The organism is Rahnella perminowiae, from assembly GCF_019049755.1.
GTDB classification, from domain to species: Bacteria; Pseudomonadota; Gammaproteobacteria; order Enterobacterales; family Enterobacteriaceae; genus Rahnella; species Rahnella perminowiae.
In genome coordinates this window covers 1-25289 of sequence record NZ_JAFMOS010000595.1, presented here as the reverse complement: position 1 = coordinate 25289, position 25289 = coordinate 1, and the positions used below count along the sequence as shown (strand labels likewise).

Below are 25289 nucleotides of genomic sequence, written 5' to 3'. Positions count from 1 at the left end.
GCAGTCACAGGCGTCGCCCTTTTCAATGTTACGCAGTGACCGTTACCGCCGATGTTCTTCCCTGCAGAAACGCTTCGTTAAATGCTATTCAATGGCTGATTAGCGAACCTTCAGACTTAACGAATTGTTTATTATCGGATCGTTTTAGGGGTCATTACCCGACGTGCGCCTACATAGTGGTCTTGCCAGTAATCATCGCCAAGAGAAGTAATTTTAATGTCTTCGCCCGTTCTTGGAGACTGAATAAACTTGCCGTTGCCAACGTAAACCCCAACATGGTCTGCCGCGCCGCGGTTATTGATTCTGAAGAACACCAGATCACCGCTTTCAAGTTCGCCGCGTTTGACCGGAGCGGCATCGCGCAGGTGATACATTTCATTCGCTGTACGTGGCATTTTTATACGGATCAAATCTTTGTAAGCATAATAAACTAAGCCGCTGCAATCAAAACCGGTATTCGGCGAGGTTCCGCCCCAGCGATACGGTTTTCCTACCTGGTGCATCAGTTTGGTCATGGCCGTTTGCTGAGCATGCTGATAGCGTTTTTTATGTGTTGCACTTAGCGTAATCGGTTTGCTGTCTTCTTCGAATTTCTTACCTTTACGGTGCCGGCCATAGGCTTCTTTTTTACCGGCCTTTTCCGTGCTGTTTTTCGCGAGGGCACGGGTTTTGCTATGTCTCTCTGTTTTGCTCTCGGCCCGCGTGGTCTTGAGTGTCTTTTCTTTTTTAATTTCGGCCCGCGTTTTGGCGCTTCTCTCCGTCGTGGTCTTTCGTTTAACCAGTTCGGTGCTTTTCACTTTCTTCTTCGAATTCTTATCCTGAGTTTTTTGTTCTGTGACGGGCGCGGTTTTCGTTTTTTTACTGTTTTTCGCAGCAACCGTTTTTCGCTTTCGTCGTTCTTCCGGCGCAGCCTGATTAACATGACTTTTACGCTGATCGGCAGAGACACGAGTCTGTGGCGACGCATGTGCCATATTTAAAAACAGCTGGGTAAAGAGCAGCACAAAAAGCGTGAACAGTAAGCGCATAGCTTCGTTACCATGAGTGGTAGGTTAAACATCAGGGATGTCAGAGTATTGCCTAAAAGAACCCGACAAAAAAGCACGAATTGCCTCGATTCTAGATCATATTGTGAGAAAAAGTTAATAGCTTTTTTTATGTCGAAATAACCGCCATTTTTAGTCAAAAAAATGACCGTTTTTCATGATGTTAATATTTGAGTTAATCAGTGGAATTCTGCAAATTTGATCGGATTGATGAACGCCGGAAATGTTATTCCCGATGAATGTTTAAATATGTGAGCCTGAGCGCACCCGCTAAAAATGGTTAAATAAATTGTCAGCACTGAGAAAGACCCCACAAAAAATGGCGTTTTTATCTGATGGCTGCCGTCGTTACAATAGAAGGTATTGTGATTGTACACCGTCTCTTTGTGCTGCGCGTGAAGAGCAATGATCGTGACAGCCTGTACCGGCTTGAGGAAGCAAGAAATGACTACTCCAACTATTGAAAAGATTCAGAAGCAAGTTTCTGAAAACCCGATTCTGCTGTACATGAAAGGTTCGCCAAAACTGCCAAGCTGCGGTTTCTCTGCTCAGGCTGTTCAGGCGCTTTCTGCCTGTGGCGAACGTTTTGCTTACGTGGATATCCTGCAGAACCCGGACATCCGTGCTGAGATGCCAAAGTTTGCTAACTGGCCAACGTTCCCACAATTGTGGGTGGACGGCGAACTGGTTGGCGGCTGCGACATCGTGGTTGAGATGTTCCAGCGCGGCGAGCTGCAGCAGTTGATCAAAGAAACTGCTGAGAAATACAAATCTTCTGAAGAGTAATACTACGGAAGATCACCGGCTTTTCGACCGGAAAATATGAAGAGCGACATGATGTCGCTCTTTTTTGTTTTCAGTCCGCCGGAAAGTCGTCATTACTGATTTTCTTCAGACGCCGTTTCGTCTTCGGCTTGTTCGTCTGAAAGCACCAGAGGCCAGCCGCCAAGGCGTTTCCATCGGTTTACCAGCTCGCAGAACAACTCGGCCGTGCGCTCGGTATCATACAACGCAGAATGTGCCTGGCTGCTGTCAAAATCGATACCCGCGCTGATACAGGCTTTTGCCAGCACCGTTTGCCCGAGTACCAGCCCGCTTAGCGCGGCAGTATCAAACGTAGCAAAAGGGTGGAACGGATTACGTTTCAGCCCGGCACGTTCGGCCGCTGCCATGAGGAAACTGTGATCAAAATTCGCGTTGTGCGCCACAATGATCGCACGGTTACAGTTCTGCTCTTTCATTCCTTTGCGGATGACTTTGAAAATCTCATGCAGAGCTTCATATTCACTGACTGCGCCGCGTAACGGATTGGTCGGATCGATACCGTTAAATGCCAGCGCTTCCGGCACCAGTATCGCACCTTCAAAAGGCTCGACGTGGAAATGCACTGTCTCATCGCTTTGCAGCCAGCCGTCCTGATCCATCTTCAGCGTGATCGCTGCAATTTCCAGCAGCGCATCGGTTCTGGCATTAAATCCGGCGGTTTCTACATCGATAACCACGGGATAAAAACCACGAAAACGGCCTCTCAGGGCGTTAATGTCACTATTCTCGGCCATTAGTTTCTTATCTTCATCGAATTCAGCGCGCATTATGACAAATTTTGCCGCCGCTTGCAGGGTTGTGGCAAAAATCAGGCAATAAAAAAGGGCGCGATTGCGCCCCAGTCGGTGGTCGGGGAAATTTAATTACCCAGCCCCTGTCCTGCGTGTCTGGATTCGATCAGTTCGATTTTGTAACCGTCCGGATCTTCAACAAACGCGATAATAGTGGAGCCGCCTTTGACCGGGCCCGCTTCACGGGTCACTTTCCCACCCGCATTACGGATGTCATCACATGTTTGCGCAACGTTATCAACGCCCAATGCGATATGACCGTAAGCGGTGCCGATGTCGTAGCTGTCGACGCCCCAGTTATAGGTCAGTTCGATCACTGCACCTTCACTTTCTTCGGTGTAACCGACGAAAGCCAGAGAATATTTATATTCAGTGTTTTCGCTGGTACGCAGCAAACGCATACCTAAAACATCGGTATAGAAGCTGATAGCACGTTGCAGATCGCCAACGCGAAGCATGGTGTGGAGTAAACGCATAGGTTCCTCTTTATTTGCAGGATGAGAATTAACGGGTCAAGACTAACTGATAGCAGCCACTTTGTCTGTAAAAGGGCAACCGATTGTTGAATGACTGACCCAAAAAAAACAGCAGAAGGAGGGCCACTTCTGCTGCAAGGAGTCAATGACTCTTTTTTAATTATTACAGTGTCGGATAATCGGTGTAACCCTGAGCACCGCCGCCATAAAAGGTTTCCGGTTTGGGTTCGTTAAGCGGCGCGTGAGATTTCAGTCGCTCAACCAGGTCAGGGTTTGCAATATAGCTGCGGCCAAATGCCACGGCATCGATATAACCTTTTTCGATCAGCTCTTCGCCTTTCTCTGCGGTGTAAGCACCAGCACCGACAATCACGCCCTGATAATGCGCACGGATCACTGCACGGAATTCTGTGCTGTAAGGTTTGCCGCCCGCCCAGTCCGGTTCGGAAATATGCAGGTACGCCAGTTTGCGTTTGTTCAGTTCATCGAGCAGATAAATCGCAGCCTGTTCCTGGTCTTCACCATTATCCAGCCCGTTGAAGGGTCCCATAGGTGAAATACGTATGCCCACACGATCAGCGCCGATAGCGTCAATGGCGGCATCCACGACTTCCAGCGTCAGACGGGTACGGTTTTCAATGCTGCCGCCGTATTCATCTTCACGCAGGTTTGATGCCGGAGACATGAACTGGTGCAGCAGATAGCCGTGCGCGGCATGCAGTTCAATGTAATCGAAACCGGCTTCAGCGGAGCAGGCGGCGGCATGACGAAAATCGTTCACGATCCCCGGAATTTCGCTGAGCGCTAAGGCACGCGGTGTCGGACAATCGACACGGATGGCGTGCCCCTGTTCATCACGCAAGCTGGTGCGGGTGTTCGGATTGACGGCGGAAGGCGCAACGGGTGTCTGGTTGTCGGGCTGAACGCTGTTATGTGAAATGCGTCCGGTATGCCACAGCTGAACCGCAATGCGTCCGTCTTTATGATGAACGCCGTCCACGATTTTTTTCCATGCAGCAACTTGTTCCGGCGTGTGCAGGCCCGGTGCACCGGCATACCCTTTCGCCTGGAATGAAACCTGAGTGGCTTCAGTAATGATCAGGCCAGAACTGTGGCGCTGTGCATAATATTCGCCCATGAGCGGTGTCGGGATGTCACCGGGTTCGATGCTGCGCAGACGGGTAAGCGGAGCCATAAAAACACGGTTAGGTAGCGTGTTTTTACCGACAACAATAGGGGTGAAAAGCTTGGTCATTTCAGTAACTCCGAAGTTAATGGACTGATCGGTAAGACGTTCAGGGATTATATTCACGTCAGACGACCTTTTCTTAATGCCACCTTTCTATCGCATCTGACCTGCCTGTGACTACGCGCACGGTGCTTTTTCGCGAAACACAGTCTGATTTCAGCTTTGCATCCATACTTAACGGACAGAAAAAAATGAAAAAGAGCCGGCGGGTGCCGGCTGAGGTGAGGGCAAACATCTGTTTTCTTGGTGAAGGCTTGCGAAACAGTAGGGCCATTTTCCGACAGGTGAAAATGGCGAAAGGAAGGGTAACAGGTCTGTGTTGCAGATATTTGAAGGATGAAACATTGAGGCGCAAATCAACTTGCGGGATAGCAGGAAAGCGTCTTGAATAAATATTCACCGTTATTTGCGGAGGGCATGTGGCTCAGCAACTCGAATTTTTTGACATCCCCAGTCCATGCCGTGGCATTTGTCAGGCGGATGAACGCGGATATTGCCGTGGCTGTCTGCGCAGCCGCGAGGAGCGTTTCGGCTGGATGAAAATGACTGACGCAGAAAAACGCCATGTGCTGCGGTTATGTCAGCAACGCCTGCTGCGCCAGCAACGCACAGGAAAACAACCGGACGAACCCTCACCGGAGCAACCAGAGTTGTTCTGATTTCACCTGTCTTTTACCGTTGTCGTGACGGCGGTCCGCTTCTTTATTATTCTTGCGCGTCGCATCAATACAGCGCCACAGGCGTTGTGTATTCTGTGGGTCGAAAATCAAAAACATAAGGGATTTATAATGCAAGCACGTACCCCGATTTCTCCGCAAGGGCCGGTATTCTCCACGCTGATTTGTGGTTACTGGCGACTGATGGAATGGAACATGACGCCGCAACAGGTTCTGGCGTTCATGGAACAGCATATTGAGATGGGCATTACAACGGCCGATCATGCAGACATTTATGGCGGCTATCAGTGCGAAGCGGCATTCGGTGAGGCATTGCGCCTTAAACCCTCTTTGCGGGAACAAATGCAACTGGTCAGTAAATGCGGTATCGCCACCACGGCAGACCCCGACAACAAAGTTGGCCATTACATTACGGATACGCGGTACATCGTGGGGCAGGCGGAGAAATCATTGCGCAATCTGCGTACCGATTATCTGGATTTATTACTGATCCACCGTCCGGATCCGCTGATGGATGCGGATGAAGTCGCCGGAGCGTTTACGCAGTTGCACAAAAGCGGCAAAGTAAAACATTTCGGTGTGTCTAACTTCACCCCGGCGCAGTTCAGCCTGTTGCAGTCGCGTCTGCCCTTTTCGCTGGTGACTAATCAGATAGAAATTTCCCCGATCCATCAGCCGGCCATCCTTGACGGCACGTTGGATCTTTGCCAGCAGCTGCGTATCAGACCGATGGCCTGGTCCTGTCTGGGGGGCGGGCGTTTGTTTAGCGAGACGCAATTCCAGCCGCTGCGTGAGGAACTTCAGGCTGTTGCGAATGAAATGGGTGCAGACACCATTGAACAGGTGGTTTACGCCTGGGTCATGCGCCTGCCGTCTCAGCCGCTGCCGATCATCGGCTCGGGTAAAATTGAGCGTGTTCAGTCAGCGCTGAAATCATTGTCTCTGGAAATGACCCGTCAGCAATGGTTCCGCATTCGTAAAGCAGCATTAGGATTTGATGTTCCTTAACGCCTTTACGCGGGGTTTGTGGTACTGACCGCCGGGCCGTCTTCTGTTGAGATGGCCTGTTGTAATTGTGAAAGCGAGCAGTATAAACGCCAGATCACGCCCGCCAGTTCACGCGCCGCAGGTTCCGGATGGTGCGCCAGTGAATTGCTCATCCGCATGAGTTCAGCCAGTGTGGCGTCAAGATTTTCATGGCTGACGCCGCGCTCCGTCATCACCCCTTTCAGACAATGAATACACACGTCCCGTACCGCAGACAGGGGATCTGAACGGGTTTCCCATTCGCGCAACTGCCAGACAATGTGGCTGCAATTGAGCAGCACCACACCCCAGCGTAATAACCAGGTTCGCGAGATGTGATCTTTACTTTGATTGAGCTGGTTCATCCGGTGATAAATCAGGGATTCGAAATGAAAATGGCTCAGCGAGGGTCTGCGGTTAAGCTGATCCATAAAATCACGACGCAGGGCGCGAATAATGCGGCGGCTTTTACGCTTATCAGAGCTTGGCCTTAACACCTGGAAGGCAATCCCTGCCAGCATGACACCGGCAATTTTTGCCACGCCGTCATTCATAAAGGACTGATAGTCATACTCCGGCGGGTTCGTAACCGCTAAAAATGATCCCATAAATACAATCATCTGCCCCCATAAACCTGCATATTGTTTGTATTGAAGTTTCATCATCTGCATCGTCACCAACATCGGCAGGAAGAAGGCGCAGAACACCCAAAAATTGTCGATTTGTACCATCAGCCCGAACTTCAGCAGGAAACAGCCAGCAAACAATAATCCCAGTGATTTTATTAACAGCGTGACGCTGCTGATCGGCGAGGCCGTAGAGGAATAAAGTACGCAACTGACGGCAGTCAGTGCCACCGCACCGGCACCGGCATCCCATTGTGTCGTCATCCAGAATGCGCAACCGGTCACAATACACAAAAACGTCCGCAGCCCGTTATACGCAGCTTCGAGGGTATCGGTGTGTTGGGCAAGGCGGCTGATTTTCGGTGTCTGTAGTGTTTCGGCTTCTGCCACGTTGGCATGTTCCACCCGCTGTAACCAACGTTCGCTGCGAAGATACAGCCAGCAAAAATCGCGTAAACGTAGCCAGAAAGCCTGATGGCGGAAGTCAGCAGTATCATGCGGCTGAATATGCAGCAAAATTCTGGACAGCTGGTACTTATCCGTATCCGGTTTACGCAGTTCATTAAGCAAAACGGCCAGTACCTCCTGTAAGTTTTCAGGAGGATGGGGCCAGTTCAGCAGCATCCGGCGCAGGCTGGAAATGTAGCTGGTCATGCGTAATTGCTGATGCAGCAGATAATTGAGCACATTATTTTGGCGGCGCAGGCGGTAATGGCTCCAGAATGCCTGAATACGTAAAAGATTCATGGTCAGGATTTGTCCGATCACCCCTTCATGGGATGTTCTGATCTGATCAGAAATTTCTGTCCGCCACAGCAATTGCGCATGCTCAAGCAACTGAGTATGCATTTTGCGCAGCGAGGTGAGCAGGGCGTCGCCGTCGGAGGTGCTGGGCAGCACCATCATCATAAAACCACCGCACAAAATACCGGTGATAACTTCACCGACACGCGCCTGTGCGATATCAAAAATTTGTGTCGTATCGGTGACGTCTACGGTGGAGAACGCGATGATGGCTGCCGTGTAACCCGCCAGCGCAAAAGCATATGAGACATTGTTCTGATAATGATTGGAGACATACGTACAAATCCCCAGCCATGCGGCAATGGAAAACGTGAAGAGCCAGGGTTCATTCAGACAATGTCCGGCAATAAACACCGCGCCCGCCGCGCCCAGCAGGCTGCCAATGATTCGCCCGATACTTTTACTGATAACGCCACCCACGGTTGGGAAACTCACCACCGCCGCCGAGGTCAGGGCCCAGTAAGGCTCGTCCATCTGAAATTCAAAAGCGATATAAAGCGCAAGTATCATTGCGATGGAGTTACGCAGGGCGTAGCGCCATTGTCCCCATGTGGCTTTTCCCCACGGGGTATTTTTCCATTCCAGCCAGGAAAGATTCACTGCGCAGCCTTAATTGCGAATCGAAATGGTACAGGTCGTACCGGCAACCAGCACTTCATGTTCCGGCACATTTTCAAGTTTAATCCGAACGGGCACACGCTGTGCCAGACGTACCCATGGCACGTTCGGTTTCACATTCATCAGCAAATCTTCAGGGGTATCGAGACTCTGGTCATAAATAGCCCGTCCAATACTTTCGACCCGCCCCTGCAAAGGAATATTACCGTTAAATAACGTGATATCCGCCACGTTGCCTTCGCGAATATTTTTGAGTTTTGTTTCTTCGAAATATCCCAGAATGTAGAAAGAATGAATATCCACCAGCCCGACCAGAGGCGTTCCGGACGTGGCATAGTCTCCGCGGCGGGTTTGCAGATTGGTGATATAACCGTCGGCCGGTGCAACAAGAGTGGTTTTACTCAGGTTCCATTTGGCCTGTTCTAATGACGCCTGCGCCGCCTGATAAGCCGCCTGCATGGCTTTGGCGTTGATATTGGATTCATCAAGCGATTCGGCGGAAATAACATTGGTGCCAAGCCCTCTGCGACGCCGGGCTTCGTGACTGGCTTTGGCCAGGTCGGCCGCGGCTTTAGCTACCGCAGCTTCGGCATTATCTACCGCGATTTTAAAAGGCACAGGATCCAGACTGAACAGCGGATCTCCACTTTTAACAAACTGGTTATCATGGATATTTATTTCAATAATGCGCCCGGACACTTCCGGCGTGATATTGACAATCTCTGCACGGACTTTGCCGTCACGCGTCCAGGGCGATTGCATATAATAATTCCACATCCACCAGCCTGCGCAAATGGCGACCGCGAAAACCAGTACGGTAGAGAAGTATTTCAGTGTCTTAAATTTCATTTCAGAGGGTCACCATCAGCATCAGGGCGGCACAAATAGAGATCACAAAAAGAGATAAATCCATCAGAGTGGGATGCCAGACTTCACCGGAATAAACCCAGTCACGCAGCAGGCGATGTATCAAAAGCCAGAACACTAACCCCAGTAAAAATGCTTTGAACATCGGGGGGAAATAAAGTGAGGCACCCAGGACCAGATCCGGTAGCGGGAAGCCTGAGTGAAACATTTGCGCATTCACAATATTAATCTCTGCCGGTGATTGTGTTATAAACAAGCTTACCTTTGGAAGCAAAGACGCTGCTTCCGGATGCAATAGTACCTATCATTATATATAGAATTGTAATTTCTCGATTAATGTTCCTAAAACTAAGCTAAACTCTGGGGAGTTATCTTAGCATGCTAATTATAAGGAGGGGATAATTGGAATCGAATCTGGGATCAGATCTCGCACGATTAGTTCGTGCCTGGCGTGCGTTGATTGACGATCGGCTAAAACCGTTGGAACTCACGCAAACACATTGGGTAACACTTCATAATATCAATATGTTACCTCCGGAGCAGTCTCAGATTCAGCTGGCGAAAGCCATTGGAATTGAGCAACCGTCTCTGGTCCGTACACTCGATCAGCTGGAAGAAAAGAAGCTGATTACCCGTCAGACTTGTGCGAGTGATCGCCGTGCCAAGCGTATCAGGCTGACTGAAGAAGCCGCGCCGATCATCAATGAAATGGAATCCGTTATTGATTCCACACGTAAAGAAATTTTATCCGGCATGTCTTCTTCCGAAATCGAACTGCTGGGCGGAATGTTGTCACGGCTGGAAAAAAATATTGCTTCCCTGCAAAGCAAATCATAAAAATCGATTTTTTATTACGTCACACAGCGTTGTTTTTGATCGGACTGAAAAGAATTACCCATAAAAAAACCGAAACCAGTGGCTTCGGTTTTTGCATTGAGGCTGTAAAAATCAGGCGCCAGGGGACACCGTAATGGTGCTGCCGCTACTGGCCATGCTCACACGCTGGCCGACGCTGAATTTGGTTGGACCGGCTTTCTGAACCACCTGAATGGTTGTACCGTCATCACGACGAATTTGCAGTTCTACACCGTTAGAACGGTTAAGCGAACTTTGCACCCCCTGACCTGCTACACCACCGGCGACTGCTCCTGCCGCAGTTGCCAGACTACGGCCGGTACCACCACCGACGGTATTGCCCAGGAACCCGCCTAATACAGCCCCTCCGAGCGCACCAACGATATTTGAATCATCTCCTCCCTGGATTTGCACTGCACGGGTGGACACGATGGTACCGTAGGTCACTTGTTGAATTTGCTTCGCCTGGGATGCGGAGTAAACATCGCCGGACAGAGAGTTATCACTGACGCAGCCAGCAAGGGAAACGCCGGCAAGTCCGATGACGAGTAAACGCTTAATCATAAATAGCTCCTTTATTATGCTGCTGCACACGTTTCAGAGTAGCGGCACCAACAGAGAAAAAACAGTACACAAGTTCAACATCAGTGTCGAAGGTGTCATATAACATATTTGTTTCACTTTCACCTAGTATACAGAAGGCCTGTTCAACTAATAATAAACGCAGGTTTACGTTTTAGACAGCGAATGGCTCAATCAAAATACCGGCATGTCATGTTGTTATTGGTGGCTTTTAGTACACAGATATTTTCAGTGATAAAAAACGTAACAAGAAAAACACGAAGTCATCACACGCTGTAATAAAAATTCAGTTACACATGGCGCTGCCCTTCAAATACCGATTACTCTGTGGTGATTACTTTGTCTGACAATTTTCCCGGAGAGTTAAGGATGTTATCTATGAAGTCAGGTCGTTATATCGGTGTGATGTCCGGCACCAGTCTGGACGGTGTTGACGTGGTGCTGGCCGCCATAGATGAGCACATGGTCGCGCAGCAGGCCAGCTATTCACATCCTATTCCTCTTACGTTGAAAAACGCCATCCTTGGCATGTGTCAGGGGCAACAGGTCACGCTTGAGCAGGTCGGGACGCTGGATACCCAGTTGGGAATTTTGTTCGGTGAAGCGGTTTTAGGTCTGCTGAAAAGCGCCAAAGTCTCGCCGGAAGAAGTGACTGCCATTGGTTGCCATGGGCAAACGGTCTGGCATCAGCCAAAAGGGGAGGCGACCTTTTCCATGCAGCTGGGGGATAATAACCGTATTGCAGCCATGACCGGCATTACTACCGTGGGCGATTTTCGTCGCAGGGATATGGCATGGGGCGGGCAGGGCGCGCCTCTGGTGCCTGCTTTCCATCAGGCATTGCTGGCCGACCCGGCCGAGCGCCGTATGATCCTCAATATCGGTGGCATCGCCAACCTTTCAATGTTACTGCCGGGCCAGCCGGTGCGGGGTTATGACACCGGCCCCGGCAATATGCTGATGGACGCGTGGATCTGGCGCCATCTCGCCCAGCCCTATGATAAAGGGGCTGAATGGGCACATCAGGGGCGGGTGAACTTACGTTTGCTTCAGCAGATGCTGTCTGATCCTTACTTTGCCGAACCGGCACCGAAAAGTACCGGTCGTGAATACTTCAATATGGGATGGCTGGAAAAACAACTGGCGCGTGCTTGTGAAATCTCCCCGGCGGATGTGCAGGCGACGCTGGCCGAACTGACTGCGGTAAGTATCGCCGAGCAGGTGCAACTGGCCGGTGGATGTGACCGGCTGATGGTGTGCGGCGGCGGGGCGCGTAACCCGTTACTGATGGCGCGGCTCTCCGCCATGTTGCCGGGCACGGAAGTTTGCACCACTGATGCCTGTGGTATCAGCGGTGATGACATGGAAGCGCTGGCCTTTGCCTGGCTGGCATTCCGTACGTTATCGGGTCAGCCGGGGAATCTGCCATCGGTCACTGGCGCAAGTCGTGAAACCCTGCTTGGTGCGATTTATCCGGTTGTTTCAACCCGTCCCTGATGCGTTCTCGGTTTTATCTCAATGTGTTGCGTGCGCTGGCATGGTAAATAAAAGGGATAAATCAAGAGCACCCGGGAGCACCGAATGAAAAAGGCAATTATCGCGACGTTAGCAGGACTGACCCTGGCAGGATGCAGCCAGTTCAGCCACCAGACCGAAAGTCCCACTGAAGAATTACACTACCAGTGCGGCACCTTACCGTTAACGGTTACGCTGGATAAACCGGCTAAGCAAGTCAATATGGTTCTCGATGGTGAACAGCTGAAACTGAAACAGATTGACGCCGCTTCCGGCACGCAATATAGCGATGGCCGTTACACATTCTGGTCTAAAGGCGATCAGGCTTTTGTGCAGCGCGGTGAGAACGTCATCATCGACGATTGCGTTCAAAAATAAACCTATCCGTTATATTTCAGACTGCAGATGCGTTAGCCGCATTTGCTCACCCCGGTCACATAGTTATCTGTGCTCCCGGGGATCCCCACTTTGCCGCCTTGCTGCATTATCGTGGGCAGCGTCATTTTTGATAGCCTTCCTTTCTCTTCGCTGCATCAGGAACATTGAGATCCTGACGCGGCGGGTGCACAATGCGTTTACCTTCCTAAGATACGCAACTGAATCCATATGCCTGATAACAAAGAGTTTGATATTGCGGACTCGCGCCGCGAATACACCCGTGGCGGGCTGCGTCGTGCTGATTTAACCCCTGAACCCCTGCCTTTATTTGAACACTGGCTGAAACAGGCCTGCGATGCCCGTCTCGCTGACCCGACGGCGATGGTGGTAGCGACGGTTGATGAGCGCGGACAACCTTTCCAGCGCATTGTGCTGCTCAAGCACTACGACGAAAAAGGATTGGTATTTTACACCAATCTGGGCAGCCGTAAGGCGCAGCAACTGGCGAATAACTCGCGCATCAGCCTGTTATTCCCGTGGCACATGCTGGACCGTCAGGTCATTGTGCTCGGTCAGGCCGAACGTCTGTCGACGCTGGAAGTGATGAAGTATTTCACCAGCCGGCCGAAAGATAGCCAGATCGGCGCGTGGGTATCGCAGCAGTCCAGTCGTATTTCGGCGCGCGGTGTACTCGAAAGCAAGTTCCTCGAACTGAAACAGAAATTCAGCAATGGGGAAGTGCCACTGCCAAGTTTCTGGGGTGGTTTTCGCGTCAAAGTGGATTCGATGGAGTTCTGGCAGGGCGGTGAACATCGTCTGCACGACCGGTTCATTTATCAGCGTGATGAAGCTGAGACAGAAACTGGCTGGAAAATAGACCGCCTCGCACCTTAACCACGAAAAAACACGCGATTCCCTAGCGCTCGGGCGACGAGCGCTTTATTCTATGTCGTTTCCCGTAAAGGTGAGAGAAAGGGCACATGCGCGGCATGATGTCAGACATGAATCTGCACACATTCAGTACCTATTTCTGAGTACAAACAAACGGAGTCTTTGATGGCGAGCAGCAACCTGATTAAACAATTGCAAGAGCGGGGCCTCATTGCCCAGGTGACGGATGAAGAAGCGTTAGCAGAGCGACTGGCGCAAGGGCCAATTGCACTCTATTGCGGTTTCGATCCTACCGCAGACAGCTTGCATTTGGGACATCTGGTGCCTTTGCTTTGCCTGAAACGCTTCCAGCTGAACGGCCACAAGCCTGTGGCGCTGGTGGGTGGCGCCACCGGTCTGATTGGCGACCCGAGCTTCAAAGCCACCGAGCGTAAGCTGAACACCAATGAAACCGTGAACGAGTGGGTGGAAAAAATCCGTCAGCAGGTTTCGCCGTTCCTGGATTTCAGCTGTGGCGATAACAGCGCTATCACTGCCAATAACTACGACTGGTTCGGCGGCATGAACGTGCTGACTTTCCTGCGTGACATCGGCAAACACTTCTCTGTTAACCAGATGATCAACAAAGAAGCGGTGAAACAGCGTCTGAACCGCGATGACAGCGGTATCTCCTTCACCGAATTCTCGTACAACCTGTTGCAGGGTTACGATTTTGCATCCCTTTACGATCTGCACAAAGTTGAGCTGCAAATCGGCGGTTCAGACCAGTGGGGCAACATCACGTCAGGTATCGATCTGACCCGTCGTCTGCACCAGAAACAAGTGTTCGGCCTGACCGTTCCGCTGATCACTAAATCTGATGGCACCAAATTCGGTAAGACCGAGGGCGGCGCAGTCTGGCTGGATCCGAAGAAAACCAGCCCGTACAAATTCTACCAGTTCTGGATCAACACCGCAGATGCCGACGTTTACCGCTTCCTGAAGTTCTTCACCTTCATGAGCATTGAAGACATCAATGCGCTGGAAGAAGAAGACAAAACCAGCGGCAAAGCGCCACGCGCGCAGTACGTTCTGGCCGAAGAAGTGACCGGTATGGTCCACGGTGCAGAAGGTCTGGCGGCTGCAAAACGCATCACGCAAAGCCTGTTCTCCGGCTCCCTGAGCGAAATGACAGAGGTCGACTTCGGCCAGCTGGCGCAGGATGGTCTGGAGCTGTTTGAAGTGCCACGCGATACGGATCTGCAACAGGCGCTGGTCATCGCCGGTATGGCACCGTCGAAAGGCCAGGCACGTACCCTGATTTCGTCTAACGCGGTTTCTGTAAACGGCGAAAAGCAGACGGATACAGAATACAGCTTCGCTGACAGTGACCGCCTGTTTGGTCGCTATACTTTGCTGCGTCGCGGTAAAAAGAACTACACACTGTTGCTCTGGGCATAAGCCTCCGGTCGGTAGAACGGGGGGCTGTGAGGCCTCCCGCTTTCGTTCACTGATATCAGTAATCCCGCCATCTCCCCGATGACGTTACAATCGGAAGTTCTTCATGAAAAGCATTCTTTCTATCCAGTCACATACGGTTTTCGGACACGCAGGTAACAGCGCGGCGGAGTTCCCTATGCGCCGTATGGGCGCAAACGTTTGGCCGCTGAATACAGTGCAGTTTTCTAATCATACGCAGTACGGACACTGGACCGGCTGCGTGATGCCGGCCGCCCATCTGACCGAAATCGCGCAGGGGATTGCAGAAATTGACCGTCTGAAGGATTGTGATGCGGTACTGAGCGGCTATATCGGTTCACCGGAGCAAGGACAAAGCATTCTTGAGATTGTCCGTCGGGTGAAGGCTGCGAATCCGGACGCCTGGTATTTTTGCGATCCGGTGATGGGACATCCTGAAAAAGGCTGTATTGTGGCGCCGGGCGTTGCTGAGTTCCACTGCAACCAGGCGCTGGTTAACTGCGACATAATCGCCCCAAATCTGCTGGAACTTGAACTACTGAGCGGCCACGCGGTGGCAAGCGTTGACGAAGCCGTCGCCACCGCGCGGGAGCTGATCAGCAAGGGCCCGAAAATTGTGCTGGTGAAACACCTGAGTCGTGCAGGCTATCACAGTGACCGATTTGAAATGCTGTTGGTGACTGCAGATGAAGCCTGGCATATCGACCGTCCGCTGGTTGATTTCGGTGTCCGTCAGCCGGTTGGCGTGGGCGATCTGACCAGTGGTTTATTGCTGGTGAATCTGCTCAAAGGTGAAGCACCAGATAAAGCGCTGGAGCATGTGACCGCTGCTGTTTATGAAGTCATGCTGGCCACGCATGCAATGGGTGAATACGAGCTGCAAATCGTGGCGGCGCAGGACAAAATGGTTAAACCTGAGCATCACTTCCCGGCGGTAAAACTGTAAGCACTGCCTGAACACCTCTTTTCCTGAATACACAAAAACGCCCCGTGCTGTTGCAGCCGGGGCGTTTTTTGTGATCACATCGCGAAAGCGATTATTTCAGGCCTTCAGCCGACAGCGCGGCATCAACAGCCGGACGTGCGGCAACGCGTTCGAGATAAGCATTCAGTTCAGTCAGTGCGCTCAGATCAAATTTCAGCGCTTTGGCCCAGCCCATCACGGTAAACAGGTAAGCATCTGCCACGCTGAAACGCGCACCCAGCAGGAAATGATTGTCTTTCAGGCAGGCATTCACGTAAGCAAATTTTTTGCTCAGTGCTTCGCGGGTTAATGTCTTGAACTCTTCCGGCGTTTTGGGATTAAACAATGGCGAGAAACCTTTATGCAGCTCAGTTGCAATGTAGTTCAGCCATTCCAGCGCGTGATAACGGGCCAGTGTGCCGGCTTCCGGCATCAGCTGGCGGTCTGGTTTCTGGTCTGCCAGATACTGCACGATAGCCACACCTTCGGTCAGAATACTGCCATCATTGAGCAACAGAGTGGGGACCTGCCCCTTTGGATTCACTGCCAGAAAATCATCACCGGTTTCGGTTTTCCGGGTTGCCAGGTCCACTTTCTCAATGCTGAAGTCCAGACCCGCTTCACGCAAGACGATATGGGGGGAAAGGGAACACGCACCGGATTTATAATACAGTTTCATAAACACTCCATTGAATGGGCAACACATCTCACCCCGCAGTTTCATAGGGACGCAACAGGGCTATATAAAAACTGCTTCTATCCTAGAACCGGCGGGAGCAAAAGTCAGCGTTTTAATTGTGACAGTGCGTCCGGTGATTCATCTTCTGATGAACTCAACCGTCAGTTCTCAGCGCGAGTGCTGATTCAGAAAGTCCCGCACCGCCCGTTCAACATTTTCCGGTGCAGGCAGCATAGGAGAACGCAGTTCGTTATCCATTAACCCGTCCAGTGATAACGCGTATTTGATGGCCGCCGGATTGGGAGCAGAAAACATCAGCCGGATCATCGGCAGTAAGCTAAAGAAGGTTTTACGCGCTGCAGCCATATCCTGCTCTTTGAACTGCTTTATCAGCTGAACAAACTCTTCCGGGAAGATATGTGACGACGCGGCAATCGCCCCTTTACCGCCCAGGCTCAGGGTGGAAAATATCTGTACGTCTTCGCCACACAGCACGTCAAGTTCTCCGTCAGCAATCAGCGAAAGCGTCAGATCTATGCTCCCGCCGCAATCTTTGACGGCTGTAATACGGGGATGTTTGGCCAGCTGGCGGAATGTGTCCAGCTCCATCTGTACGCCGGTACGATAAGGAATATTGTAAAGCACCACCGGCACTGTGGCGTGATCTGCAATTTCCGTAAACCAGGCGACCAGCGCGGCCTGAGAGGGACGAATATAATAGGGCGCGGGGATCAGTAAACCGGCAACCGGACGGCGTAAAATCGCCTCCTGCATTTCACGGATAACGGGCATATGCGTGCCTGATAGTCCCATGATCACCTGACGGGCTGGCACCACCTCCAGCACCGCATCCAGAACCTGCAGTTGTTCTTCTTTGGTGAGCATAGGGGCCTCACCGGTTGTACCACACACCACGACGCCGTCAACGCCCCGTTTGAGCAGCCGGGTGCACAATGATTTCAGCGCAGTAAAATCAATCTCACCCTGATGAAAAGGCGTGACCAGCGGGACCCAGATACCTGAAAACGATGACATGATGTGATTCCTTAAACGGCGTGATTTATCAGCCTCGGATCATGTCAGTAAAACAGGGACGAGCGCCAATTGAATGAATTAATAAGGTGTTTTGAGTTATCTATGGTGCTTATAAATCGTTGAGCCAGATACGGGATAACATGTTCATTTCATCGCTCAGTAAAGTTTTTAACACATCAACTGGCACGGGGCGGGAGAACAGATAGCCCTGGAGATGTGAGCAACCTGCTGATACTAAAAAGGATTTCTGCAACTGGTTTTCGACGCCTTCGGCAATGACGTTGAGATGCATTTTATTACCAAGCTGGGATACGGCAGAAACGATCGCGGCGGTATCATTCACTTCTGTGACATATTGCACAAATGAACGGTCAATTTTCACGCTGTCTACCGAAATATCTTTCAGCAAACTGAGGCTGGAATAACCCGTACCGAAATCATCCAGCGAAACCTTAACCCCAACCTTACGTAATTTAGCGAGATGGCTGAGGCTGGTCTCGTTGGCATTCATGACGGACGTTTCGGTCAGTTCAAGTTCGAGTCGAGAAGGCGGGAAATCTTCCTCAGCCAAAACCGCCAGAATACGCGGCCCGAAATCCTGTTCACCGAGCTGAACGGCTGAAACATTGATCGCCAGATTAAGCCGCTCAAAATTTCTGATATCGCGACATGCCTGACGCAAAACGATTTCACCGAGCTGAATTACCAGCCCGGTTTCTTCGGCCAGAGCGATAAACTGTACCGGCGAGACCTGTCCGAGCACGCCGTGGTTCCAGCGTGCCAGCGCCTCAACGCAAACGACCTTCTCATCACGGCTGCGCAAAATAGGCTGATAAACGCAGGTCAGATCGCCTTCTCTGGCCAGCGACTCCGCCAGCGCTTTCACCATAATGCGTTTACTGACGCTGCTGGCATCAAGTAATTCAGAATAAAACGAAAACATATTTTTGCCGCGCTGCTTGGCTTCCAGCAGCGCCGTATTGCCGCGGCGCATGATCTCGCCGGCGGTAATATTCTCTGCGCCAAACATCACAATGCCGAATGAAATTGTCATCATCGGATTGGCCCGCGTCAGCGTAAACGGCTGGCGCATCATCACCAGTATTTCCAGCGCCAGATTATTGGCCATTTCACTGGTCGGACTATTGCGCAGAATAATCGAGAATTCATCACCACCAATGCGCGAAACCGTTCCGCTGTTGCCGACTTCATTACGCAGACGCTGGCCGAATTCACAGAGAATGGCGTCACCTGCCTGATAGCCATATGTGTCGTTGATGTAATTGAAGTCGTTGAGATTAAGCAGGAAGAGGGCGTGAGGTTCAGGGCGATACATGCGCTGGGCGGCAATCTGGCTAAGCTCCTCACTGAGCGCCGTCCGGTTGGGCAGGCCGGTCAATACGTCATGACGGGCAAGGTAGCGGATCTGCGCTTCTGAGTTGCGCAAAAGCGAAATATCCATAATGGAGGTCAGAATGAAATGCCGTGCCTCCAGCGTAACGCGCGATTTACGCACCAGCACATTGCGGCGGTTACCTGATGGGTCAACCAGCGTTTCTTCGTTGACCGTTTTTTCGCCGGTTTCCAGAACTTCGATATCGCGTTCACGCTGCCGTGCCGCTTGTTCAGGATCCGTAAAAAAAGAAACCTCCTGACCAATCAATTCTTCCCGTGAACGCCCATAAAATTCGCTGGCTTTCTGATTAAGGAATACCAGTTTACGCTCATTATCTTTAAGGACTGTTGCTTCGGGAAGCGCATCAAGAACTGCCTGGCATATCGCAATATCTGTAAGCATGAGTTAAATACCCCGGGCAGAAAATGAGTGTGATGTGGCACTGTATGTTAACCAGTAAACTCATAAGATTGTATTTTCCAATTATTACTCACAATTGGATGAGAATATTACCGTTGTTTTTAAATTTTAAAATTCAATTGGTTATCACGCACTAAGTAAGGTATTCGATATATTATTCGGGTGAATAACGATCAACTTAGTTCAATGCGTTTTTTAGCGACGAATTTTAGCAGTTACAAAGCATGATCTGCCTGAATGAATAAGTGCGGGCTCGCATCCTGTTCAGGTATCACCGGATGCCATACTGATACTGAGCGTTACCAGCATATTATGCTGCGAATTCAGGGCTAACCAACGCTGATAGAAGCGGGCGAAAATGTCGTCAGTTAAGATCCCGCAAAAATTCGCTGAGCAAGTGTGTCAGAAATAAGCAATGAAAGAATATTACAGGTATGCAGGCGGTTATTCTGAACAAGCATAGGGACCGGACAGAGGCACTTTTATCCTATTGAGGAACGACTTTATAAACGGTGAAACGGAGAAATAAAAACAGCCTGGAATGAAGTATCAGAGATGCTTTTTAGTCCCAAATTTTTCATCCCATTCGCGTCGGTAACTGCGGGATTGTTTACGACCTTTCAGCCAGAGGAAAGTACACACCACACAGACGCCCGCTGAGAAAACAATGTTACGCATATCCTGATCATAAAAAATGACCAGCACACAGTCGAGAGCCGCCACAATCGCGAACCATTTATGCATGTGCGACTGCCTGCGGGTTTCTGCATTCATTCTTTTTAGCTGGCGTCCCTCATCCAGGACTTTTCTTTTTACCATCGCACGCCCCCGGTCTGAGTTGAGCCAATAATGTGACTGACAATTAATTAAGAATAGCAAACAGAAAACGGATTTCTGCTGCGTAATATTAACTGATCCCGGAATTATTATCGCGAACAACATGTCAGTCTGATTCGTCAAATAGCACGGTTTACTGGCTGTTTTTGCACACTTTTAGAACGCCAGCACCCACTCAAAAATAGATTTTTTTTGGTGTAAAAGTATTACCAATTGCTGCTGAGGATTGATTTCACAGCCTGTAGTGGATTATCGTTTCGGAATTATCTTAATTTTCGGTGAGAAAATGGGCGATTCATCATCACGAAAGATCGTTGATAGTGCGAACATTTATCAGGATTTCGATACCCGTTTTTACGAATGGGAAGACGGAATGTCCAGCGCAGGTTTCAAACTTGAACTGCCCGATCGCCACCGGGAAGAGTTTGACTGGGGAGTCACCGGCTACAATTTCGGTCGGGTGATTGGCGGTGTGCTGACTGTCAGTGAGCATGATATCAACCGTCAGTACGGCAATCTGTTCTCAATGCCTGATCATATCGTCATTTTCATTGTGATCGTCGGCGGGATGGCGTGTCAGTGCTTTGGCGAGCGGTTCATGCTGAATCAGGGGGATATTCTGATCCAGGATATGTCCCAGCCGATTAAAATCCATGTATATCCGGGCGAGCAGAAACCGCGTCTCGGTTCATATCAATACATTATTATGCCCAAGCACAGCCTGCATTTTAATGTTGATATCGCCTCGTTACACGGGAAGCGCATTCCTGCCGCCTCTCCGGTGAACATTATTCTGCGCAACCATTTTGCGACGATGGTGCAGGTTTTTGATCAGATGACTGAACAGGAAGTGCTGAGCACCGGCGAGGGCGCGGCGTCGGTATTCCTGCAAACCCTGCACCTGGTGGCGGGGAAAAAGGTGGAACATCCGTTTGAGCAAAGTGCACGTCTTGAGCGCATTTGTCTGTATATCGAAAAGCATCTCGGCAAACCGATCAGTATTGATATTCTGTGCAAAAATTTTGCTATTTCGCGCTCCGGGTTATATCGCCTGTTTGAACCGCTTGGTGGTATCGCGCAGTTTATTCGCAGCCGTCGGTTATTGCTGGCGAAGCGACTCCTGCGTACCTCTTCTATGTCTGATCAAAGTCTGGCTGCTATTGCGAGACAGTGTGGCCTGGAACTTAGCGCCTTACGTCGCTATTTCCATGAATTCTATGGCGCAACGCCTTCCGAAATGCGGGAGAAATTCCGCCGTGATGCTGAACAACTCGGGCAGATAGATGCCACCCATGTGAATTGGGTGGCTTCGCTTTAATGATCTGATTTGCCAATAATTGCTCAGAAAGTGTTAAATATTTACGTGTTTAGTGATCTGTCACTATTCTGATTTTTTCCTCCGCAGGGCGGAATCAGAGCCGTTTTTCCAGCCAAACGCGTAGACTCGGTGGAATAGTCATCAATAATCTTTGAGAGTGCATTATGTTATTCCCTCAACCGGCAGTTGATGAACCGGCTCGTCTTGCCATACTGGCTTCCCTGGGCATCCTGGATTCTCCCGGAATTGAGGAGATTGACCGTATTACCCGGATGGCTGCCCGGCAGTTTCAGGCTAAGGCTGTTGTAGTTTCATTGATTGACGCGGACCGGCAGTGGTTCCTTTCACACACCGGCGTTGACATTAAACAGTCTCACCGTGATATCTCATTTTGCGGTCATACCATTCTCGAATCCGGCCCGCTGATTGTCAGGGATGCCCGGCTCGATTTGCGCTTCCACGATAATCCGCTGGTCACCGGTAATCCCCATATCGTGTTTTATGCCGGTTGCGCCCTGCATTCGAAAGAAGGGGTGGCGCTGGGGGCATTATGTCTGGTTGATGACCGCCCCAGGGAATGGTGTGAGGAAGATCAGCAAACTTTGCTGGATATGACAGCGCTGGTTCAAAGTTATATTTTGCACCTCGAAAACCGGCAGTATACGGCGCGGGTAGAAGACAATCTGGCGAAAAGTGAAGCTTTGTTTGAACAGACATTTGCTCACGCTGCCGTCGGGTTCTCCTTAGTCGGACTCGACTGGCGCTGGCTGCGCATCAATCCGCAGGTATGTAATATGCTGGGATATGCCGAACATCAGTTGCGTGATTGTCTGTTGCAGGACGTGACCCATTGCGATGATCTTTATGCCGAAAACGTGCTGATTCCCCGTCTGCTTTCCGGTGAAATCAACAGCTTCAGCGTAGAAAAACTTTTACAGCGGGCGAACGGCAGTACGCTCTGGGTGACGCTGACGGCCTCACTGGTGCGTAATGTGACCGGCGAAGCCCATCACTACATTGTTGTTATCAGTGACATTACTGAGCGTAAACATATCGAACAGGCGCTGTATTCGCTGCAGGAGGATCTGGAACGCCGTGTGGCTGACCGCACGCATGAGTTACAGGTGACAATGGAACAGCTCCATCAGGAAATTGCGCGGCGTCTGACCCGTGAACAGGAGCTGACGGAAAGCAAAAAACGCCTCAGGGCCATCACTGATAATATCCCCGCGCTGATTTGCCATGTTGATGCGAATGAGCAATACACGTTTGTGAATCATTTCCACGCCAACTGGTATGGCGTCGAAGAGACACAGGTCTGCGGGAAGCAGGTCAGGGAGGTCGTGGGAGAGCACAGTTATGACAAGATTAAACCCTATATTCATCAGGTGTTGCAGGGCATGACGGTGAGTTACGAAATCGAATTGCCGGATTATTACCGCCATGGCAAAGGCGGCGTTTTGCATACCACGCTGATCCCTTGCGACGATATCCGTAATGGTTATTACGGCCTTTCAACCGATATCAGCGAAATAAAAGCGCTGCAGGCTCAGCTGGAATTTGAAGCAAATCACGACCCGCTGACCGGATTACCGAACCGGCGCGCCTTCCAGCAATCATTGAGTTATACCGCCGGACATCAGGAAAAAGCAGAAACCGACATCGCATTGCTCTTTTTGGATATTGATAATTTTAAAGTCTATAACGACACCTACGGGCACGAATTTGGTGATTTGATCCTGAAGTTTTTCGGTCATACCTTACGCGATAATCTGCGTTCGCAAGATATTGTGGCACGTCTGGCGGGAGATGAATTTACCGTTTTGCTGAGTCAGTTGAACAATACTGAAAATGATGTCAGCCGCATTTGCGTCAGTCTGATGAATGCATTGCACTCAATCGAGCATGTCGCAGGCGTCCCGGTGGCATTGTCTGCCAGTATCGGTGTGGCGATAGGCCGCGCACGCCAGCCTTTGCTGCCGGATACGCTGATGGCGCGGGCCGATGCCGCGATGTACCGCGCAAAACAAAGTGGGAAAGGGCGATATTATTTAGGGTAAAAGTCTGTACAGATCGGCGTTTCTTAGGTTTGGATGATTATGTTGCAAAAACGCCTCCCGGAGGAGGCGTTGATAAACTATCGGCAGAGGCTTCTGTGTTTACTGAGCAGAAGCCAGTTCAGGTTGCTTCTCGTCAGTTTCGCGATCCAGCGTCATGCGGTGCAGTTTAGATGCAGTCACCAGCATCAGCACAGCAATCACAGCTGTTGCAATACCAATCTGCAGGAAGACGTGACTGTAAATGGCCAGTGAGGCATGGGCGTCATCAATGTCAGAAGGCACGGCTGTCAGGTTGGCAACATATCCTGCGATAATCGCCGCGGCTGCGGTGGTCAGGAACCAGGCACCCATGATGAAACCCATCAGACGCTGTGGAACCAGCTGAGCCACCATCGCCAGACCCAGGCCGGAAATCATCAGCTCGCCAATACTTTGCAGCGCGTAGCTCAGTACCAGCCAGTTTACTGACACGATGCCTTGCTCATTCGCCAGGCTCGCACCCCACGGCAGCACCAGGAACGCACCGGAACATAACACCATACCCATCGCAAACTTGTGTGGCATTGGCATGCGGTCGCCGACCTTGGTGTAGATAGCTGCGAGAACCGGGCTGGCCACCATGATCCAGAATGGATTCAGCGCCTGGAACTGCTCAGGCTGGAAGCTGATACCCAGCAGGTCGTGACCTACGTTGTGGATAGCGAAGAAGTTCAGCGAAGTTGGCATCTGGCTGTACAGCACAAAGAACACCACCGCTTCCATCATCAGCAGGAACGCCACAATCATCTTCCGGCGAGCAATGCCTTGCATTGAGAAGGTTTCTTTTGCAAAGACAATAATGATACCCACGGAAACCACACCCAGAACCATACGTGCAATGGTTTGGTTATGCAGTAACCAGCTTGACAGGAATACCAGCGCCACGACCCCGGCCAGCACCATCAACAGTTTCTTGAACTGCAGCGGCGCGAAGTCTGGTTTCGAACCCTGACGTTTGACCCATTTGCGGCAGAACAGGAAGTTCACAATAGTGATCAACATACCCACCACGCTCAGGGAGAACGCGACGCTCCAGCCATACTTTGCAGCCAGCCACGGTGTTGCCAGCATGGAGAAGAATGAACCAATGTTCACCGACATGTAATACATGGTGAATGCGCCATCAAGACGCGGATCATCTTTTTCGTAGCAGGTAGAAAGCAATGAGGATGGATTTGCTTTAAACAAGCCACTGCCGACGGCGATAGTCGCCATACCCAGATAGACCCAGAAGATTTCGTGCCCGGAATAGGCAACGAATGAATAACCTAACGCCAGAACAATCGCGCCAAGCACGATCACGCGTTTTGAGCCCAGCACTTTATCACCCAGCCAGCCGCCGATAGCCACAAAGCCATACACAAGCGCACTGAATGAGGAGAACAGGGTGATGGAGTCGGCTTCACTCAGGCCAAGCATTTTGACCAGGTAAACCGCCATGATCCCTTGCAGGCCGTAGTAACCGAAACGTTCCCATAATTCGATGGAGAAGATCAGGTAAAACGCTTTTGGCTGTTTGAAGGCGTTAAGACTCACGCTTTCATTGTTTGGTGTTTTGTTTGCAGTTGACACTCGTACCTCTGTTTATTCCTTCCGGCCATAGAGGGCGGAAACGCATAAGTGGCGCGAAATAAGCACCCTTTGCATTGTTATAAGATGGGATGACGGCAAGTAATGTTCACTATCTTCGTAAATGTGGCAAGGAGTTTGACATATGCTGTTACATTTAACTTATCCGGCGTGATTAATCTGTATTCGAAATGTTATGCAGAATTAATGTTTATGTTTTCTAAATAGGCAATATGAATATGTTGTATGAATTATAGTCTCTGTTTTTACATTGTCATTGTTTTACGA

The 25289-nt window shown here is 50.6% G+C and carries 24 protein-coding genes; 11 read left to right on the top strand and 13 right to left on the bottom strand.

The features are described 5' to 3' along the window. Positions 1-131: 131 nt before the first annotated feature. Positions 132-1028 (bottom strand): C40 family peptidase, encoded by an 897-nt coding sequence (locus tag J1785_RS18120; protein WP_217137666.1) that lies wholly within the window; start codon positions 1026-1028, stop codon positions 132-134. Positions 1029-1490: 462 nt separating this feature from the next. Here J1785_RS18120 and J1785_RS18115 point away from each other — a divergent pair, with 462 nt between their 5' ends. After that, positions 1491-1832 (top strand): Grx4 family monothiol glutaredoxin, encoded by a 342-nt coding sequence (locus J1785_RS18115; RefSeq protein WP_015697793.1) that lies wholly within the window; start codon positions 1491-1493, stop codon positions 1830-1832. Between the two features lie 92 nt (positions 1833-1924). On the opposite strand, the gene rnt is transcribed toward J1785_RS18115, so the two are convergent. The 3 genes from rnt to nemA all read right to left on the bottom strand — a co-directional run bounded on the left by rnt (position 1925) and on the right by nemA (position 4393). After that, entirely contained in the window at positions 1925-2638 is a 714-nt protein-coding gene (rnt, locus tag J1785_RS18110; protein WP_129951695.1) for a ribonuclease T, read from the bottom strand. Positions 2639-2730: 92 nt separating this feature from the next. Next, positions 2731-3138 (bottom strand): lactoylglutathione lyase, encoded by a 408-nt coding sequence (gloA, locus tag J1785_RS18105; RefSeq protein ID WP_015697791.1) that lies wholly within the window; start codon positions 3136-3138, stop codon positions 2731-2733. Positions 3139-3301: 163 nt separating this feature from the next. Next, positions 3302-4393: an alkene reductase gene (nemA, locus tag J1785_RS18100; RefSeq protein ID WP_217137665.1), complete on the bottom strand. Its 1092-nt coding sequence runs from the start codon at positions 4391-4393 to the stop codon at positions 3302-3304. 413 nt (positions 4394-4806) lie between these two features. Here nemA and J1785_RS18095 point away from each other — a divergent pair, with 413 nt between their 5' ends. Continuing rightward, positions 4807-5046: a DUF1289 domain-containing protein gene (locus J1785_RS18095; protein ID WP_217137664.1), complete on the top strand. Its 240-nt coding sequence runs from the start codon at positions 4807-4809 to the stop codon at positions 5044-5046. A 129-nt stretch (positions 5047-5175) separates the two neighbouring features. Further along, positions 5176-6072, top strand: coding sequence for an aldo/keto reductase (locus J1785_RS18090; protein WP_217220094.1), 897 nt, complete (start codon positions 5176-5178; stop codon positions 6070-6072). A 5-nt stretch (positions 6073-6077) separates the two neighbouring features. Here J1785_RS18090 and J1785_RS18085 read toward each other — a convergent pair whose 3' ends face one another. From J1785_RS18085 to J1785_RS18075, 3 genes are read right to left on the bottom strand one after another with little or no spacing between them, the layout of a single operon-like run. Then, the gene (locus J1785_RS18085) at positions 6078-8120 is read right to left on the bottom strand and encodes an FUSC family protein (protein WP_217220092.1); all 2043 of its coding nucleotides are present in this window, start codon (positions 8118-8120) and stop codon (positions 6078-6080) included. A 9-nt stretch (positions 8121-8129) separates the two neighbouring features. Then, positions 8130-8987 carry an efflux RND transporter periplasmic adaptor subunit gene (locus J1785_RS18080; RefSeq protein ID WP_129951690.1) on the bottom strand — a complete coding sequence of 286 codons (858 nt, stop codon included), beginning with the start codon at positions 8985-8987 and terminating at the stop codon, positions 8130-8132. 1 nt (position 8988) lies between these two features. Continuing rightward, a complete protein-coding gene (locus J1785_RS18075) occupies positions 8989-9213 on the bottom strand; it encodes a DUF1656 domain-containing protein (RefSeq protein ID WP_217220095.1) in 225 nt (74 codons plus the stop codon). Positions 9214-9407: 194 nt separating this feature from the next. Between J1785_RS18075 and slyA the strand changes: the two genes are divergently transcribed. Beyond that, positions 9408-9842, top strand: a complete 435-nt coding sequence (slyA, locus tag J1785_RS18070) for a transcriptional regulator SlyA (protein WP_129951689.1) — start codon at positions 9408-9410, stop codon at positions 9840-9842. 111 nt (positions 9843-9953) lie between these two features. On the opposite strand, the gene J1785_RS18065 is transcribed toward slyA, so the two are convergent. Beyond that, positions 9954-10424, bottom strand: a complete 471-nt coding sequence (locus J1785_RS18065; RefSeq protein WP_129951688.1) for an outer membrane lipoprotein — start codon at positions 10422-10424, stop codon at positions 9954-9956. A 396-nt stretch (positions 10425-10820) separates the two neighbouring features. Between J1785_RS18065 and anmK the strand changes: the two genes are divergently transcribed. The 5 genes from anmK (at position 10821) to pdxY (ending at position 15630) form a co-directional block, all read left to right on the top strand. Then, on the top strand, positions 10821-11939 hold the full coding sequence (gene anmK, locus J1785_RS18060) for an anhydro-N-acetylmuramic acid kinase (RefSeq protein ID WP_129951687.1): 1119 nt from the start codon (positions 10821-10823) through the stop codon (positions 11937-11939). 84 nt (positions 11940-12023) lie between these two features. Next, entirely contained in the window at positions 12024-12335 is a 312-nt protein-coding gene (locus J1785_RS18055) for an MliC family protein (RefSeq protein ID WP_129951686.1), read from the top strand. Positions 12336-12563: 228 nt separating this feature from the next. Further along, positions 12564-13229 (top strand): pyridoxamine 5'-phosphate oxidase, encoded by a 666-nt coding sequence (pdxH, locus tag J1785_RS18050; protein WP_129951685.1) that lies wholly within the window; start codon positions 12564-12566, stop codon positions 13227-13229. A 162-nt stretch (positions 13230-13391) separates the two neighbouring features. Continuing rightward, the gene (gene tyrS, locus J1785_RS18045; protein ID WP_129951684.1) at positions 13392-14666 is read left to right on the top strand and encodes a tyrosine--tRNA ligase; all 1275 of its coding nucleotides are present in this window, start codon (positions 13392-13394) and stop codon (positions 14664-14666) included. A 103-nt stretch (positions 14667-14769) separates the two neighbouring features. Further along, complete coding sequence (pdxY, locus tag J1785_RS18040) at positions 14770-15630, top strand: pyridoxal kinase PdxY (RefSeq protein WP_129951683.1); 861 nt, start codon at positions 14770-14772, stop codon at positions 15628-15630. Between the two features lie 91 nt (positions 15631-15721). Here pdxY and gstA read toward each other — a convergent pair whose 3' ends face one another. The 4 genes from gstA to J1785_RS18020 form a co-directional block, all read right to left on the bottom strand. After that, positions 15722-16327: a glutathione transferase GstA gene (gstA, locus tag J1785_RS18035; RefSeq protein WP_129951682.1), complete on the bottom strand. Its 606-nt coding sequence runs from the start codon at positions 16325-16327 to the stop codon at positions 15722-15724. A gap of 168 nt (positions 16328-16495) precedes the next feature. Beyond that, the gene (dapA, locus tag J1785_RS18030) at positions 16496-17362 is read right to left on the bottom strand and encodes a 4-hydroxy-tetrahydrodipicolinate synthase (protein ID WP_217158383.1); all 867 of its coding nucleotides are present in this window, start codon (positions 17360-17362) and stop codon (positions 16496-16498) included. A gap of 109 nt (positions 17363-17471) precedes the next feature. Beyond that, the gene (locus J1785_RS18025; protein ID WP_129951680.1) at positions 17472-19160 is read right to left on the bottom strand and encodes a putative bifunctional diguanylate cyclase/phosphodiesterase; all 1689 of its coding nucleotides are present in this window, start codon (positions 19158-19160) and stop codon (positions 17472-17474) included. A gap of 567 nt (positions 19161-19727) precedes the next feature. Beyond that, positions 19728-19997 (bottom strand): hypothetical protein, encoded by a 270-nt coding sequence (locus J1785_RS18020; RefSeq protein WP_129951679.1) that lies wholly within the window; start codon positions 19995-19997, stop codon positions 19728-19730. 304 nt (positions 19998-20301) lie between these two features. On the opposite strand from J1785_RS18020, the gene J1785_RS18015 reads away from it, so the two are divergent. Next, complete coding sequence (locus tag J1785_RS18015) at positions 20302-21333, top strand: helix-turn-helix domain-containing protein (RefSeq protein ID WP_129951678.1); 1032 nt, start codon at positions 20302-20304, stop codon at positions 21331-21333. Positions 21334-21497: 164 nt separating this feature from the next. Further along, on the top strand, positions 21498-23393 hold the full coding sequence (locus tag J1785_RS18010) for a diguanylate cyclase domain-containing protein (RefSeq protein WP_129951677.1): 1896 nt from the start codon (positions 21498-21500) through the stop codon (positions 23391-23393). A 99-nt stretch (positions 23394-23492) separates the two neighbouring features. Here J1785_RS18010 and dtpA read toward each other — a convergent pair whose 3' ends face one another. Then, entirely contained in the window at positions 23493-25004 is a 1512-nt protein-coding gene (gene dtpA, locus J1785_RS18005) for a dipeptide/tripeptide permease DtpA (protein WP_129951676.1), read from the bottom strand. Between the last annotated feature and the right edge of the window lie 285 nt (positions 25005-25289).